The sequence below is a fragment of the Cytobacillus kochii genome, from assembly GCF_020171845.1.
Taxonomy (GTDB): Bacteria; Bacillota; Bacilli; order Bacillales; family Cytobacillaceae; genus Cytobacillus; species Cytobacillus kochii.
Window position 1 is genome coordinate 257639 of sequence record NZ_JAIVAM010000003.1, and the last position, 14191, is coordinate 271829.

At 36.8% G+C, this 14191-nt stretch carries 18 protein-coding genes; 16 read left to right on the plus strand and 2 right to left on the minus strand.

What is annotated here, in order from left to right:
- The first annotated feature begins 153 nt into the window (after positions 1-153).
- The 9 genes from LCM23_RS04695 (at position 154) to LCM23_RS04735 (ending at position 7488) form a co-directional block, all read left to right on the plus strand.
- Positions 154-420, plus strand: a complete 267-nt coding sequence (locus LCM23_RS04695) for an IreB family regulatory phosphoprotein (RefSeq protein WP_095372470.1) — start codon at positions 154-156, stop codon at positions 418-420.
- 1 nt (position 421) lies between these two features.
- Entirely contained in the window at positions 422-838 is a 417-nt protein-coding gene (gene ruvX / locus LCM23_RS04700) for a Holliday junction resolvase RuvX (RefSeq protein WP_095372471.1), read from the plus strand.
- 12 nt (positions 839-850) lie between these two features.
- Positions 851-1132 carry a DUF1292 domain-containing protein gene (locus tag LCM23_RS04705; RefSeq protein WP_095372472.1) on the plus strand — a complete coding sequence of 94 codons (282 nt, stop codon included), beginning with the start codon at positions 851-853 and terminating at the stop codon, positions 1130-1132.
- A gap of 383 nt (positions 1133-1515) precedes the next feature.
- Positions 1516-2640 (plus strand): endolytic transglycosylase MltG, encoded by a 1125-nt coding sequence (gene mltG, locus LCM23_RS04710; RefSeq protein WP_224935904.1) that lies wholly within the window; start codon positions 1516-1518, stop codon positions 2638-2640.
- A 237-nt stretch (positions 2641-2877) separates the two neighbouring features.
- The gene (locus tag LCM23_RS04715) at positions 2878-3519 is read left to right on the plus strand and encodes an O-methyltransferase (protein ID WP_224935905.1); all 642 of its coding nucleotides are present in this window, start codon (positions 2878-2880) and stop codon (positions 3517-3519) included.
- A 120-nt stretch (positions 3520-3639) separates the two neighbouring features.
- Positions 3640-4275 carry a uridine kinase gene (gene udk / locus LCM23_RS04720; protein ID WP_224935906.1) on the plus strand — a complete coding sequence of 212 codons (636 nt, stop codon included), beginning with the start codon at positions 3640-3642 and terminating at the stop codon, positions 4273-4275.
- Between the two features lie 148 nt (positions 4276-4423).
- Positions 4424-4900 (plus strand): transcription elongation factor GreA, encoded by a 477-nt coding sequence (gene greA, locus LCM23_RS04725; protein WP_224935907.1) that lies wholly within the window; start codon positions 4424-4426, stop codon positions 4898-4900.
- 66 nt (positions 4901-4966) lie between these two features.
- A complete protein-coding gene (locus LCM23_RS04730) occupies positions 4967-6727 on the plus strand; it encodes a peptidoglycan D,D-transpeptidase FtsI family protein (protein WP_224935908.1) in 1761 nt (586 codons plus the stop codon).
- An 83-nt stretch (positions 6728-6810) separates the two neighbouring features.
- Positions 6811-7488 carry a DUF1510 family protein gene (locus tag LCM23_RS04735; RefSeq protein WP_224935909.1) on the plus strand — a complete coding sequence of 226 codons (678 nt, stop codon included), beginning with the start codon at positions 6811-6813 and terminating at the stop codon, positions 7486-7488.
- 153 nt (positions 7489-7641) lie between these two features.
- On the opposite strand, the gene LCM23_RS04740 is transcribed toward LCM23_RS04735, so the two are convergent.
- The gene (locus tag LCM23_RS04740; protein ID WP_224935910.1) at positions 7642-7851 is read right to left on the minus strand and encodes a YrzA family protein; all 210 of its coding nucleotides are present in this window, start codon (positions 7849-7851) and stop codon (positions 7642-7644) included.
- A gap of 192 nt (positions 7852-8043) precedes the next feature.
- On the opposite strand from LCM23_RS04740, the gene LCM23_RS04745 reads away from it, so the two are divergent.
- The 5 genes from LCM23_RS04745 to LCM23_RS04765 all read left to right on the plus strand — a co-directional run bounded on the left by LCM23_RS04745 (position 8044) and on the right by LCM23_RS04765 (position 12047).
- The gene (locus tag LCM23_RS04745) at positions 8044-8682 is read left to right on the plus strand and encodes a class I SAM-dependent methyltransferase (protein ID WP_224935911.1); all 639 of its coding nucleotides are present in this window, start codon (positions 8044-8046) and stop codon (positions 8680-8682) included.
- Positions 8683-8696: 14 nt separating this feature from the next.
- Positions 8697-9398 (plus strand): 5'-methylthioadenosine/S-adenosylhomocysteine nucleosidase, encoded by a 702-nt coding sequence (gene mtnN, locus LCM23_RS04750; protein WP_224935912.1) that lies wholly within the window; start codon positions 8697-8699, stop codon positions 9396-9398.
- Positions 9399-9418: 20 nt separating this feature from the next.
- The gene (locus LCM23_RS04755; protein ID WP_224935913.1) at positions 9419-10342 is read left to right on the plus strand and encodes a PLP-dependent cysteine synthase family protein; all 924 of its coding nucleotides are present in this window, start codon (positions 9419-9421) and stop codon (positions 10340-10342) included.
- A 1-nt stretch (position 10343) separates the two neighbouring features.
- Positions 10344-11480 (plus strand): bifunctional cystathionine gamma-lyase/homocysteine desulfhydrase, encoded by a 1137-nt coding sequence (locus LCM23_RS04760; protein ID WP_224935914.1) that lies wholly within the window; start codon positions 10344-10346, stop codon positions 11478-11480.
- Between the two features lie 423 nt (positions 11481-11903).
- Positions 11904-12047 carry a YrzI family small protein gene (locus tag LCM23_RS04765; protein WP_224935915.1) on the plus strand — a complete coding sequence of 48 codons (144 nt, stop codon included), beginning with the start codon at positions 11904-11906 and terminating at the stop codon, positions 12045-12047.
- 236 nt (positions 12048-12283) lie between these two features.
- On the opposite strand, the gene LCM23_RS04770 is transcribed toward LCM23_RS04765, so the two are convergent.
- The gene (locus LCM23_RS04770) at positions 12284-12511 is read right to left on the minus strand and encodes a hypothetical protein (RefSeq protein WP_224935916.1); all 228 of its coding nucleotides are present in this window, start codon (positions 12509-12511) and stop codon (positions 12284-12286) included.
- 119 nt (positions 12512-12630) lie between these two features.
- Between LCM23_RS04770 and sigK the strand changes: the two genes are divergently transcribed.
- On the plus strand, positions 12631-13344 hold the full coding sequence (sigK, locus tag LCM23_RS04775) for an RNA polymerase sporulation sigma factor SigK (RefSeq protein WP_095372484.1): 714 nt from the start codon (positions 12631-12633) through the stop codon (positions 13342-13344).
- A gap of 499 nt (positions 13345-13843) precedes the next feature.
- The gene (locus LCM23_RS04780; RefSeq protein WP_224935917.1) at positions 13844-14173 is read left to right on the plus strand and encodes an antibiotic biosynthesis monooxygenase; all 330 of its coding nucleotides are present in this window, start codon (positions 13844-13846) and stop codon (positions 14171-14173) included.
- The last annotated feature ends 18 nt before the right edge of the window (positions 14174-14191 follow it).

The window sequence follows — 14191 nt, forward strand, 5'->3', positions numbered from 1 at the left end:
AGTTTAGTGTAGAATGTAGGTAAACAAAAGCGAATCATAAAAAGAAGAGGTTACATAACACCTCTTCTTAATGAAACTTGGTGTAGCTATCCATCCTTCTCTTTTTGAATAGGTAGCTTAATCGCTTAAGAACAGAATAGTGAGGTGTAGCAATTGAGCTCATTTGACAAAACGATGAGATTTAATTTTCCTGAGGAACCATTTGAACAAGATGTCAATAAAGTATTGTTCCATGTTCACGATGCTCTGCAGGAAAAAGGGTATAATCCTATTAATCAAATTGTAGGTTACCTGCTTTCTGGAGACCCTGCCTACATACCCCGTCACAAAGATGCAAGGAATGTGATTCGCAAGTTAGAACGGGATGAAATTATTGAAGAACTTGTGAAGTCGTATTTAAAACAGCAACGAGAGGGATAATATGCGTACAATGGGATTAGATGTCGGCTCAAAAACTGTCGGCGTGGCTGTTAGTGATGGTCTTGGTTGGACAGCCCAAGGCATCGAAACAGTGAAAATAAATGAGGAACAGAATCAGTACGGATTTAAACGTATTGGTGAGCTGCTCAAAGAATATGAAGTAACAAAAGTTGTTGTTGGCATTCCTAAGAACATGAATGGTACAATAGGGCCTAGAGGTGAAGCGAGTCAGTTCTATGGCAATGAACTTAACAAACGTTTCGGTGTTGAGGTTATTTATTGGGACGAGCGTCTCACTACAATCGCTGCAGAGAGAGTCCTACTTGATGCAGATGTCAGTCGCAAAAAAAGGAAAAAAGTGATTGATAAAATGGCGGCAGTCATGATTTTACAAGGTTATTTAGATAGCCAGAATTAAGAGGTGAAAGAAATGGATCACGGAGAAAACAATATCACAGTAGTAGATGAGGAAGGTAACGAGCAGCTTTGCGAAGTGCTTTTTACTTTTGACTCTGAAGAATTTGGCAAATCTTATGTTCTTTATTATCCAATTGGTGCAGATGAGGATGAAGAAGAGGTTGAAATTCATGCATCTGCATTCGTTCCAAGTGAAGATAATACTGATGGTGAATTAATGCCAATTGAAACGGACGAAGAATGGGACCTTATCGAAGAGATGTTAAATACATTTTTAGAAAATGAAGAAGAGTAAGTTTGAAAAGACCCGCGTACTTAGTGGGTCTTTTTTTATGTTCTATATTCTTCGCAGGTGAACTTGCGACTAAGGAGAGGACTTAGCAAAATATAACTATCTCAAACAAAAAACCTCCACTTTCAGCATGGTCCTCATTTCTATTTCATTCTCTATAAACTTAACTTCTTTTTAAGGGAGAGGTATTATTGATTGATGCTTTCAGTATAACTGATTCGTTCTATAGTAGAAGAATTTTGTCTAAATATGCTATCCTATGACAGAAAGTATAGTATAATAATCCGAGATGTATGAGAGCTATTTTCCAGCTATTAATACAGTAGCAACATGAGGCGTAATGGAAGTATGAATAGTAAGGGGAAATAGTTGCAAGGAGGTTTACCATGACAGATGATAAAAAAGGTAAGATGAAAAAACAGTTGATAGAGAGGCAAACAGAGGCGAAAGTTGTGCGTAAAATCGTGTTAATTACAGCCATAATATTATTTGTAATCATAGGTGTTGGAGGGCTAGGTGGGTTCCTTTATGTGAATTCTGCTTTAAAACCTGTTAATCCAGATAACGACAAAGTCAAGAATGTCGAAATCCCCATTGGCTCATCCGTTTCAGGAATCGGACAAGTACTAGAGGAGAATGGGATAATAAAGGATGCTAGAGTATTCAAATACTATGTGAAGCTAAAGAATGAATCAGGATTTATGGCAGGAACTTATGAATTGGCACCGGCGATGACATTAGGTCAAGTAATATCAGAGCTAAAAACTGGAAATGTAGATCAAGAAGTCGTGTTTAAAGTCACACTTCCTGAAGGCAAGCAGTTGGAGCAAATTGCGGCAATTATAGCAGAAAAAGCAGACATGGATGCAGACGAAGTCTTTGCAGAATTAAATGATAAAGCATTTGTACAGAAAATGCAGGAGAAATTTCCAAGTGTCATTACTGATGATGTTTTTGCGGAGAATATTAAATACCCTTTAGAGGGTTATCTATTCCCTGCCACATATGATTACTACAAAGAAGATGCAACGATAGAAGAAATTATCACACCAATGATTAAGAAGACAAGTGAAGTGCTTACTCAGTACACAGAAGCAATGGAGAAAAAAGAGATGTCTGTCCATGAATTACTCACAATGGCTTCATTAATCGAAGAAGAGGCCACTGCACAAGTGGACCGCGATAAGATAGCCAGCGTTTTTTATAATCGTATGGATGAAGACATGCCTTTACAAACAGATCCCACCGTTTTATATGCACATGGTGAGCATAAGGAAAGGACATTGTATAAGCATTTAGAAATAGATGACCCATATAACACATATAAATACAATGGCCTAACACCTGGACCGATTGCTAATGCAGGTTCAACTTCTATTGAAGCTGCATTGAATCCTGAAGAAACTGATTATTTGTATTTCCTAGCTACACCAGAAGGAGAAGTTTTATTCTCTAAAACATTAGATGAACATAATGTGAAGAAAAATGAGCACATAACTAGTAATAATTAAAAAACAGAGGAAGCTAAAGGGGTGTGAATGATGTTAGATCATCATTTATGATAAAATCTCATAGCTTTCCTCTTTTTTTTGTGGTAAAATAGCACAAGTATTTTATATATTTTTTTTTAGGTGGCGTATCATGCAAAAAGCGTAGATGGTCCAAGCTCTTTGACAATCTACTAATGTGAGCGCTTTTTTTCTTGCATATGCAAAGGATGGAAGTTAAATTAATAGAGGTGAAAGTAATTGCTAAATGATGAGCTAATTACATATATGCAAAAATTAATACCGGATCGTACAAACCTCTTCATGGAAATGGAAGAATACGCTAGGGAAAATCGTGTGCCAATTATGGAACTAGAAGGTATTGAAGCCATGTTACAGATTGTACGAATTCAACAACCAACAAAAATATTAGAGATTGGGACAGCAATCGGATATTCCGCATTACGAATGGCTGAAGCTTGTCCATCTGCTCATATTATAACATTGGAAAGAGATCAGGAGCGCTATGAAAAGGCAGAGAACTACTTTGCAAGAAGCGGCATGGCGAATCAAATCACCTTACTTAAAGGCGACGCATTAGAGCAAGAAGATGAGGTTCGATTATTAGGTGACTATGATATGATATTTATTGATGCAGCAAAAGGACAGTATAAGAAGTTTTTCGAGATGTATAGTCAATATTTAAATAATTCTGGTGTAATTATTACTGATAACGTGTTATTTAAAGGCCTCGTTTATGAAAAGGCAGAGATAGAAAAAAAACGCATCCGCAACCTAGTGCAAAAAATTGACCAATTTAATGAATGGCTTATGAAAAATGATCGTTACCATACCGTGATTTTGCCTATCGGTGATGGTGTTGCGATTAGTAGAAAGAAATAAGTTTTGTTGTGATAAAGAATTATTACTAGTATAAGTACCATATGTTTGGCAATCATAGCAAAAAGGTGTATATTGTTAAACAGTAGCAAAAACGCTACGATGTTAGGGAGATTGATAAAGATGAAGAGAAAACCGATTGTCATCGGTGTAGCTGGTGGATCAGGCTCTGGAAAGACAAGTGTAACGAAGGCGATTTATAATCGATTTCAAGGTCATTCTATTCTTATGTTAGAACAAGACTATTACTATAAAGATCAAGCACATCTACCTTTTGAAGAACGTTTGAAAACTAATTATGATCATCCACTTGCGTTTGACACAGACTTATTAATTGAGCATATCATCTCTTTAACGAATCACGAGGTCATCGAAAAGCCTGTTTATGACTATTCTATTCATACGAGGTCAGATGATGTCATCGTTGTTGAACCAAAAGATGTGATTATCTTAGAGGGGATTCTTGTACTTGAAGATGAACGTTTACGTGATTTAATGGATATGAAGCTATTTGTCGATACTGATGCAGATCTTAGAATTATTAGAAGGCTTATGCGTGATATTAAGGAACGAGGGCGTTCCATTGACTCAGTAATTGAGCAATATGTTAGCGTCGTTCGTCCAATGCATAATCAATTTATCGAACCGACTAAGAGATATGCCGATATCATCATTCCTGAAGGTGGACAAAATAAAGTGGCAATTGATTTAATGGTCACAAAAATTCAAACAATTCTTGAAGAAAAGTCTTTTTTATGACACAATAGCATAGAAAAATAATAAGGCTACAAACGTTTGCATAGATAGGCGCGTTCGATAAGGACGCGCTGTAAATGCATTGTTTATAAAATTTATACATACTTTTGACCAATAATAATTGGTTATATATGGTAAAGGAGTGAGTGTTTTGAGTACAGAAAAAGTATTTCCAATGACACAAGAAGGTAAAACGAAATTAGAACAAGAACTAGAAAACCTAAAAACCGTTAAGCGAAAAGAAGTGGTTGAACGTATAAAAATAGCTCGTAGTTTTGGTGACTTATCTGAGAACTCAGAATATGATTCTGCTAAAGAAGAACAAGCTTTTGTAGAAGGTCGTATTACGACTCTTGAAAATATGATTCGTAATGCTAAAATCATTACTGAGGATGAGATGAAAGGCGACGCAGTTAGCTTAGGTTCAACGGTTACTTTCATAGAATTACCTGATGGTGAAGAAGAAACTTATTCTATCGTAGGTAGTGCAGAGGCAGATCCTTTTGAGGGCAAAATTTCCAATGATTCACCCATTGCTAAAAGTCTTATTGGCAAAAAAGTAGGCGAAGAAGTGTCTGTGCAAACACCAGGTGGAGAAATGAGTGTTAAGATAACAAGTATTAACTAATAAAATTATCGTGTTTTAGCGTTTGAAATAGAAACACCTCGTCAACACTTTTGACGAGGTGTTTTTATGCAAAGAAAACGAGTCATTCTGTTTGTTTCTGTCATGATGATTATTTTATCAATACTTATTGTTAGACTGGCTCAAATACAGTTGTTTGAAACAAAGCATTTTACAAATCGAGACATAAACTTGATCAGTCAAAGTGTCGCACAACGTTCTAAGGAAATAGCCATAGATGCCGAGAGAGGGAATTTTCTTGATAGGGATGGTAAACAATTAACTGTTGCCTATAAAACGGTTTTAATCCTTTTTCCGTTCCTAAAAGATATAGAATGGGATGTCTCGAGTGTAGCTGAAATTCTTAAAGTTGATAAAAATCAACTCCGTCAAAAAGTTCAAGCAATAAAGAATCCTATTGTGTTTGGTGACCGAGAGCCTTTCATTTTGTCTAATGAACAAATGGAGGAGATTAATCAGTTGGAAATACCAGGTGTGTTTGCAGTGAGAAAATCATACCCGATTTATGAGAGACCAGCAGAACAATTATTAGGGATTGCCAATAGAGATTTTTTACTAACCCAAAGATATCCTAATAAACACCTATCTAACATAACAAGACTAGGTGCAACTGGGATGGAAAAAAGCTTTGATGAACTTTTGTCTGGAGAAGGTGAAACAAAGCTCATTTATCATGTTGATGGAAAAGGAAGACCATTATTTGGCTCGAATGTAAAGTATGTTCACCCTGCGAATCCTTTTTATCCATTGAATATTAGAACGACGCTTGATTTTGAATGGCAGCAACGAATGGAAATGCTTGTCGATAAAAACGAGGTTACCAAAGGGGGGATGGTGTTAATAGATATTGAGGATAATTCAGTTGTCGCGATGGTTTCTCGTCCGAAAGTGAACCCAGTCAACCCTTTCGCTCATGGCGAAGAAGGTACGAATAATTTTATGGTGCAAAATCAAGTACTAGGGTCTATTTTTAAAACAGTTATCGCTGCAGCAGCGATAGATTATGGGCTAGATGCAAAAAGTCGTATGTTTGATTGTAATCAGTCAATCAATGGAGAAATAGATAAAAATTATCAATACGGCATGCTTAACTTTAAAGATAGTTTTGCGAGAAGTTGTAATTATACATTTGCAACGGTTGGCAAAGAACTGATGTCTATAGAACCATTGGTGATGGATAGCTATGCCAATAAATTAGGCCTTTCGATAAAAGTAGGATGGCAAGGAGATTTCTATCATTTAAAGGGCTTTCAGCAAATGGCAGATGAAGAACAAGGCCAGGTCTTTAGTGATCCGCAGAATAGAAAAGATACAAATCTAATTGCTCTAACATCCATTGGTCAATTAGATGTCCGCAGTACACCGTTAGCTGTGGCAAATATGATGGCAACAATCGCGAGAGGGGGAGAAAAGCAGATGGTACGTGTCGCCTCGCAACTAGAATATAAAAATGGTACGAAAGTAAAGAGCTTTCAGCCTAAAAGAGTAGTTGGTAAAAATATAAAGCCATATACAGCCATATCATTACAAAAGCTTCTTCTTGAAGTTGTCAATCATGATTTGGGGACAGGTAGGCAACTACAAAATGTACCGTATCAAGTAGCAGGCAAATCGGGAACAGGGGAAACAGGAAAAAAACTGAATGGGCAGGAACTAGAAAATAAATGGTTTGCTGGCTATTTCCCATACGATAACCCGAGATATGCACTAGTAACTGTCCGGTTAGATGCCAAAAGTACCGACCCATCACCACTTTCTTTATTTGCTGATATTGTGAAAGAAATACATAGATTAGATCATTCCACGTAATGGTTATCCCTTCAAGTTTTTTAAAAGACATGTTAAAATGTTTTCAGCTATGATATTTCTTTTTTAAATTAGGAGGTATTCCTTTGAATAATACTGATAATGGTTCATCCCGTTATGATAAAAGATCGAAAAGGAAAAAAACAAACATAATCTTAAATGGCTTAATTGGCGTCGTTATCCTGCTCATCATCGTTGTAGGTACGATTATTTTCTCCGGTGGAAAAGACGAGAATCAACCAGCGGATTCTGCTGCGAATGAAGAAGTAAATAAAGAAGAAACTTCTAAAGAAAATAACAGTGATGAAAAAGATGATGCAACAGATGAGGGAAGTCAAGAAGGTAACAGTGAAGAAAATAAAGATAATGAAGAGAATAAAGATGAAGAAACTAATGAAGAAGAAAACAATGAAGAAGAAGTAAAAGAGGAAGAGATTGTCACTGAAGGCGGCAGTAGTGCTGATGTAAAAAGAACAGTAGAAAATCCGGCTTGGCAACCTGTAGGTACAGTACAAGACGACCATCCTACAGCTGTGTATGATCAGAGTCATGTGGATTGGGATGAAATGCTTCGCGCAATCACTTATGCAACTGGATTAGATCGTTCAGCTATGACTGTTTATTTCCTTGGTAATGACGGTGTAAATCGTTCTGTTGGTACAGTAGCTTCACCAAATAAAGACGAAATGTATCGTGTATATATTGAATGGGTAGACGGAAAAGGATGGAAACCGACGAAGGTAGAAGAATTAAATAGTATATAAGAAAAACTGGTTTTCCTAGCCAGAATGAAACGCGAACATTCATTTGTTCGCGTTTTTTTTGCATAGTCAACATATGGTTGGATTTTAGAAAGTGGTGACTTCTAAGTGTCCTCCTGCAACAAAGGATAACCTGCATCGCATGGAATTTTCCCTCTACTTTTTCTTCAGTTTAAAATGAACAACAGCTGAATAAAACCTTTTGCCGTTTTCATCTAGATGCATTTGGTGAGCAACATGATGAACTTCTAGCATAATGGCTTTATTTGTTTCAATTTGCTCATTTATTTTCTTTTCTAAATCGTCTAGCTTTGTTGCTTCGAAAAATTCTACTTTATCCTCAATAAAATCTAATTGAAAGTTCAAGTTAATCATCCTTTCATACGCTATCACTCCTCATTTTAAGTAAATTTCATTTTCCGTGCAATGAGAAAAGTGGATATTGATTTTTCTTGAAACTTAAGAAGGGGTGTGGTAGATTGGGAACATGTTACAAATTAATTCATAGTATACTCATAGGAATTATTGCTATTGTAATTACGTGCAGGAGGTTGCGAAATGGGGAAAGAGTTTATTGAATTATTTGAAGAGTGGGCTAAAACATATGATGATACAGTAACAGGCCATGATGAAGAATATAAGGATGTTTTCTTATACTATGATCAATTGCTACAAGAGGTGGCGGATAGAGCTACAGGTAATGTATTAGAATTTGGCCCAGGTACAGGCAATTTAACCGTAAAATTATTAAAACGTGATTTAACTGTTATCGGAATTGAACCGTCGAAATCAATGAGAGAGATTGCTATCAACAAGTTACAAGACAAAGCAAAAGTGCTCGATGGTGATTTCTTAAACTTTCAAATAGATGAAAACGTAGATACCATAGTAAGTTCGTATGCCTTTCACCATTTAACAGATGAAGAAAAGTCTTTGGCGATTGAACAGTATGGAAAGATGTTACCTTCTGGTGGTAAAATAGTGTTTGCGGATACAATGTATGAATCTGTTGATGCTTATCAAAAGGCTATTACTGATGCCACTGAAAAGGGTTACCATAATCTAGCTGAAGATTTAAAGCGAGAATACTATACGACAATTCCCGTATTAAGAGAGATTATGCGGGTGAATGGTTTTTCAGTTTCATTTAATCGCTGCAATGATTTTGTTTGGATTATGGAAGGTGTCAAAGCTTAGAAAGAGGGAAAGTAATGAAAATAGCTATTATCGGAGCAATGGAAGAAGAAGTAACAATTTTAAGGGACCATATGGATGAGAAGAAACAGCAAGTGATTGCTGGCTGTGAATATACAGAAGGTAAAATGAACGGAGCAGACGTTGTTCTTCTTCGTTCTGGCATTGGTAAAGTGAGTGCAGCAATGTCCACTACCATTCTTTTGGAGAAGTTCAAGCCGGATTATGTCATCAATACAGGTTCTGCAGGAGGATTCAACCCTGAATTAAATGTAGGTGATGTCGTTATTTCATCTGAAGTTAGACATCATGATGTCGACGCAACTGTATTTGGTTATGAATATGGTCAAGTACCACAACAACCTCCTGCCTTTATTGCACATGAGGCGTTATTGGAAATTGCTGAAGAGAGTGGTAAAGAGTTAGAAGGTATAACAGTTATAAGAGGACTGATTGCGACTGGAGATTCATTTATCAGCAACCCAGCGCAAACCGCACTAATACAAGATAAATTCACGGCATTGCAAGCAGTAGAAATGGAAGCAGCAGCGATTGCGCAGGTTGCTCATGCCTTTGATACACCTTTTGTGATTATTCGCTCTTTATCTGATATTGCTGGTAAAGAATCTAATATTTCTTTTGATCAATTCCTAGAGAAAGCAGCATTACACTCTGCCAATCTTGTTATGAAAATAGTCGAAGGAATCAAAAGTAAATAATCAACAAAGGACGGGAAGTTATGAAGGTTTACCGAAGCATTCATGAATTAATTGGACAAACGCCAATGGTAGAAATTTCGCAGTTTGACTTACCAGAAGGTGTGCGTTTATTTGCTAAGTTAGAATACATGAACCCCGGTGGCAGTGTAAAAGACCGCCTAGGACAAGAATTATTAAGAAATGCTTTTGAAAGTGGTAAGTTAAAAAAAGGTGGAACAGTTATTGAGCCAACAGCAGGCAATACAGGTATAGGTCTAGCGCTAGCAGCATTAAAAGAAGATGTGAATGTGATTGTTTGTGTACCTGAGAAGTTTAGTATTGAAAAGCAAGATCTGATGAGAGCTTTAGGAGCTACAGTCGTTCAAACACCTACAGAAGAAGGAATGAAAGGTGCCATTGCCAAAGCAGAAGTGCTTTTAAAGGAAACCCCGAATGCATTTTGTCCACAGCAATTTGCAAATCCGGCTAACCCGGATACTTATTACCGAACTTTAGGCCCTGAAATATGGGATGATCTTGATGGGAATGTGGATATATTTGTAGCCGGTGCAGGTACAGGTGGCACATTTATGGGCACTGCTCGTTATTTAAAAGAAAAAAGAGAACAAATAAAAACCGTCATTGTTGAGCCAGAAGGTTCCATCTTAAATGGTGGCGAATCTGGTCCGCATAAAACAGAGGGAATCGGTATGGAATTTTTACCAGATTATATGGATACCACTTATTTTAATAGCATTCATACAATAAGTGATGAGAACGCTTTTAATAGAGTAAAGCAATTAGCCGAAAAAGAAGGAATGCTTGTCGGTAGTTCATCTGGTTCAGCTTTGCATGCAGCACTATTAGAAGCAGAACAAGCTCCAGCAGGTACGAATATTGTGGTGATTTTTCCAGATGGCAGTGAGCGTTATTTAAGTAAAAAGATTTATGAAGGAGGTATTTGATATGAAAAGAAAAACAAAATTAATTCATGGCGGAATTGCTGGTGATCCAACAACAGGTGCAGTATCTGTACCTATCTATCAAGTAAGTACTTATAAACAAGACGGCGTAGGTAACCATAAAGGCTTTGAATATTCACGTACAGGTAACCCAACAAGACATGCATTAGAAGAGCTTATTAAAGATTTAGAAGCTGGGCATGCAGGCTTTGCTTATGGCTCAGGGATGGCAGCAATCACTGCTACTGTGATGCTTTTTAATAGTGGGGATCATATCATTCTCACTGATGATGTATACGGGGGAACTTATCGTGTGATTACGAAAGTGCTTAATCGATTCGGTATTGAAGCGACATTTGTTGATACAAGTAACTTAAACAATATCACAGCTGCCATAAAGCCAAATACAAAGGCTGTATATATTGAAACACCAACAAACCCACTTCTGAAAATCACGGATATTGAAGCAGCAGCAAAATTAGCAAAAGAAAATAATCTATTAACAATTGTTGATAATACATTTTCAACACCCTATTGGCAAACGCCAATTGAGTTAGGTGCAGATATCGTGCTTCACAGCGCGACGAAGTACTTAGGTGGACATAGCGATGTTGTTGCAGGGTTAGTGGTTGTAAATAATGAGAAGCTCGCAGAAGAACTACATTTTGTTCAAAATTCAACCGGTGGAGTGTTAGGGCCTCAAGATTCATGGTTGCTAATGAGAGGAATTAAAACATTAGGAATCAGAATGGAAGAAACGGAAAGTAACACAAAGGCGATTGTCGAGTTTCTTATACAGCATCCTGCAGTATCAAAAGTGTATTATCCTGGGATTGAGTCTCATCCAAATCACGACATCGCCAAGAAACAGGCAGATGGTTTTGGAGGAATGGTTTCTTTTGATGTTGGCAGTGAAGCGAACGCTGATAAGCTACTTGAAAATGTGAGATACTTTACTCTTGCAGAAAGCCTCGGTGCTGTTGAAAGCTTAATCTCCGTTCCAGCAAGAATGACACATGCATCTATACCAAAAGAACGTCGTGATGAACTTGGTATCACAGACGGACTTGTAAGAATTTCTGTAGGTTTAGAGGATGTTGAGGATTTAATTGAAGATTTAAAGCTCGCTTTAGAAAAGTAAGTTTGAGGCTCACCTAAGGGGTGGGCTTTTTTCTGTTTTCAATGAAAGGTAGGGCGTTCTAAGGAGAAAAATAATTATTTTCGCCCTTTTTAAAATTTTTTGCAAAAAGCCGTTTACAAATGGTTGTTTCTTGGATATACTTACCAATGTAAGCGGAAATATTCTAAAGAAAAGGGAGGTCGGAAACAATGAAAAACTTATGCAATTTAACTACAGCAGTAAATGAAACTCAAATACAAATCAATTTCGACCTATTTGGAATGGATCGCTTCATTTAATTTTTGTCTATCCATGCCGCAGGGAGGAATTGTCATCTCCTGCGGCATTTTTATGTTTATTTCTTAATGCCGTACGGGGGTGAGTGCTCCTTTGCGGCATTTTTGTGTTCATTTTTGGATAGATAAAGAGAGGAGGTGCTGCAGGATGACATTAAATCTAATTTTTCTAACGGTGACAATTAAAGCTAGAAAACGCTCGACTGAAGAACGAATGCATGATGAATATGTGAACCGTCTTCTTGAAGACCATAAAGCACGACAAGAAGAAATCTATCGCAATTTTTACTAAGGATAAAGGAAAAAAAGAAAGGTGGAGGAGATCATGATGTTTTTATTACAAGGAAGAAAGGTTTATTTCTGGGTTGAGAAGGACTCAACCTAACGATGTTTTGTAGGGGGAGAGTATGTGGCGATAAAAATGACTCTATTCACGATTTATTTTACAAAAAGATATAGAAATCAAAAGAGAAAAATATAGAGACAGAATTGATGGGACCTCTAGCTTTTAGATGTCCCATCATGATTTTATTTATCAGGTCGTTTCCATAAAAACATAATTAAAAATAAACCAATGACAAAAATGACAACTGGTTTCCATGAAAAGCCTTCAAATATAATTTCAGCAATACTAACCATGGCGATGATAAGAAAAACAATCCCTAATACTAAACGATTCACTCCCAAACTAGCGTTCCCACTTTCTATCCATTTCTTATACCTCCATATTAACTGATTGGCATACACCGCGTCCAATTCCACTAAACCATAAACACTGTAATTGAAAATTAATACGCTAGGACAGACAATAAGAGCTTTTCCACTACATAGAAATGGTTAATAGGCGAAAAGTTCAAACTAGCGGGGGTGGCTCTATGTCTGGAATTATGACAGCACTTGGATTTTTAGTTAAAGAAATTGTCTTTCTTGTCTCATATGTGAAGAATAATGCTTTTCCTCAGCCTTTATCTTCAAGTGACGAAAAAAAATACTTAAGGCAAATGGCAGAAGGGGATTCACACGCACGCAATATGCTGATTGAGCATAATCTTCGACTTGTCGCACATATTGTAAAAAAATTCGAGAACACAGGAGAAGATGCTGAGGATCTCATCTCTATCGGTACAATAGGGTTAATTAAAGCGATTGAAAGCTATTCTGAAGGCAAAGGAACAAAGCTTGCTACTTATGCCGCAAGATGTATAGAAAACGAAATTCTTATGCATTTGAGAGCTCTAAAGAAGACAAAGAAGGATGTCTCTCTTCATGATCCAATCGGGCAGGATAAAGAAGGCAATGAAATTTCGTTGATTGATGTGTTAAAGTCTGAATCAGAAGATGTGATTAATACGATTCAGCTGAATATGGAACTTGAGAAGGTGCGAGAATACATTGATGTATTGGACGAAAGAGAGAAAGAAGTGATTGTGGGACGGTTTGGGTTGGATTTAAAGAAGGAAAAGACACAAAGAGAGATAGCGAAAGAATTAGGTATTTCACGGAGCTACGTTTCTCGTATTGAAAAACGAGCCTTAATGAAAATGTTTCATGAGTTTTATCGAGCGGAAAAAGAGAAGAAGAAGAATTAAGAATACCGTATGTATTTACCACAGTTTCCATGCTGTGGTTTCTTTGTAGTATAGAAAAATGACTGCAATGAAGTGAGGTAAGAGCTATGGCAGATATAGTAGTGAAATGAACGAGCTTTGTGAAGAAAAGGGTCGTTTAATCATTGACACAATAAATTTAAACTAAGTACTTTTTATTACATGAATTTGAGATGTGTGAATATATTCGATTGCATACAGAAAAGCGGATTTCTTATGATTGATCTCCACATATAACTCGCCTAATGCAAGTGGGTATCGTAAAATGGAGAACCACTGTAACCTGTGTGATTTTCAAAGGAAACGCGCATCGATTTGATTATTTTATGAATGTACAAAATCAACATAAGACTTTGTTTAATGTTGACTGCGCTTATTTCCTTTCGTAAACGGCAAAAGCAGACAGATCATACGGTTGACGATGATAATCATTATCGATTACAATGGAGTTATATCATGAAATGTAGAGGTGGATTTAAATATGTTCGTTCAAATGAAAAAATTTACTGTAACTGAAGGTAATGCCCATCATCTTGTGGAGAAATTCAGCCAAAAAGGCATTATTGATGAACAGCCAGGGATAATTGACATCTCAGTTATGGTAAAAAAAGTACGACGAGGAAATGAAGAAGTTATATTGCAAATCCGTTGGGAATCGGAACAGGATTGGAAGAACTGGGAGAAAAGCGAAGCACATATTGCTGGACATAAAGCAAGTAGAGGAAAGCCAAAGCCTGAATTTATTCTAGAAACTGAAGGCAGTCTATATCATATTGAAACAATTAAAACACCTGCAATCGAAGCAAAATAACCTCCTACATTTTGCATA

Bases quoted from the DNA above. Each gene is read 5' to 3' on its own strand.
- ruvX (WP_095372471.1), top strand. From the start codon at position 422: ATGCGTACAATGGGATTAGATGTCGGCTCAAAAACTGTCGGCGTGGCT.
- LCM23_RS04705 (WP_095372472.1), top strand. From the start codon at position 851: ATGGATCACGGAGAAAACAATATCACAGTAGTAGATGAGGAAGGTAAC.
- mltG (WP_224935904.1), top strand. From the start codon at position 1,516: ATGACAGATGATAAAAAAGGTAAGATGAAAAAACAGTTGATAGAGAGG.
- udk (WP_224935906.1), top strand. From the start codon at position 3,640: ATGAAGAGAAAACCGATTGTCATCGGTGTAGCTGGTGGATCAGGCTCT.
- LCM23_RS04730 (WP_224935908.1), top strand. From the start codon at position 4,967: ATGCAAAGAAAACGAGTCATTCTGTTTGTTTCTGTCATGATGATTATT.
- LCM23_RS04745 (WP_224935911.1), top strand. From the start codon at position 8,044: ATGGGGAAAGAGTTTATTGAATTATTTGAAGAGTGGGCTAAAACATAT.
- mtnN (WP_224935912.1), top strand. From the start codon at position 8,697: ATGAAAATAGCTATTATCGGAGCAATGGAAGAAGAAGTAACAATTTTA.
- LCM23_RS04755 (WP_224935913.1), top strand. From the start codon at position 9,419: ATGAAGGTTTACCGAAGCATTCATGAATTAATTGGACAAACGCCAATG.
- LCM23_RS04760 (WP_224935914.1), top strand. From the start codon at position 10,344: ATGAAAAGAAAAACAAAATTAATTCATGGCGGAATTGCTGGTGATCCA.
- LCM23_RS04765 (WP_224935915.1), top strand. From the start codon at position 11,904: ATGACATTAAATCTAATTTTTCTAACGGTGACAATTAAAGCTAGAAAA.
- sigK (WP_095372484.1), top strand. From the start codon at position 12,631: ATGTCTGGAATTATGACAGCACTTGGATTTTTAGTTAAAGAAATTGTC.
- LCM23_RS04780 (WP_224935917.1), top strand. From the start codon at position 13,844: ATGTTCGTTCAAATGAAAAAATTTACTGTAACTGAAGGTAATGCCCAT.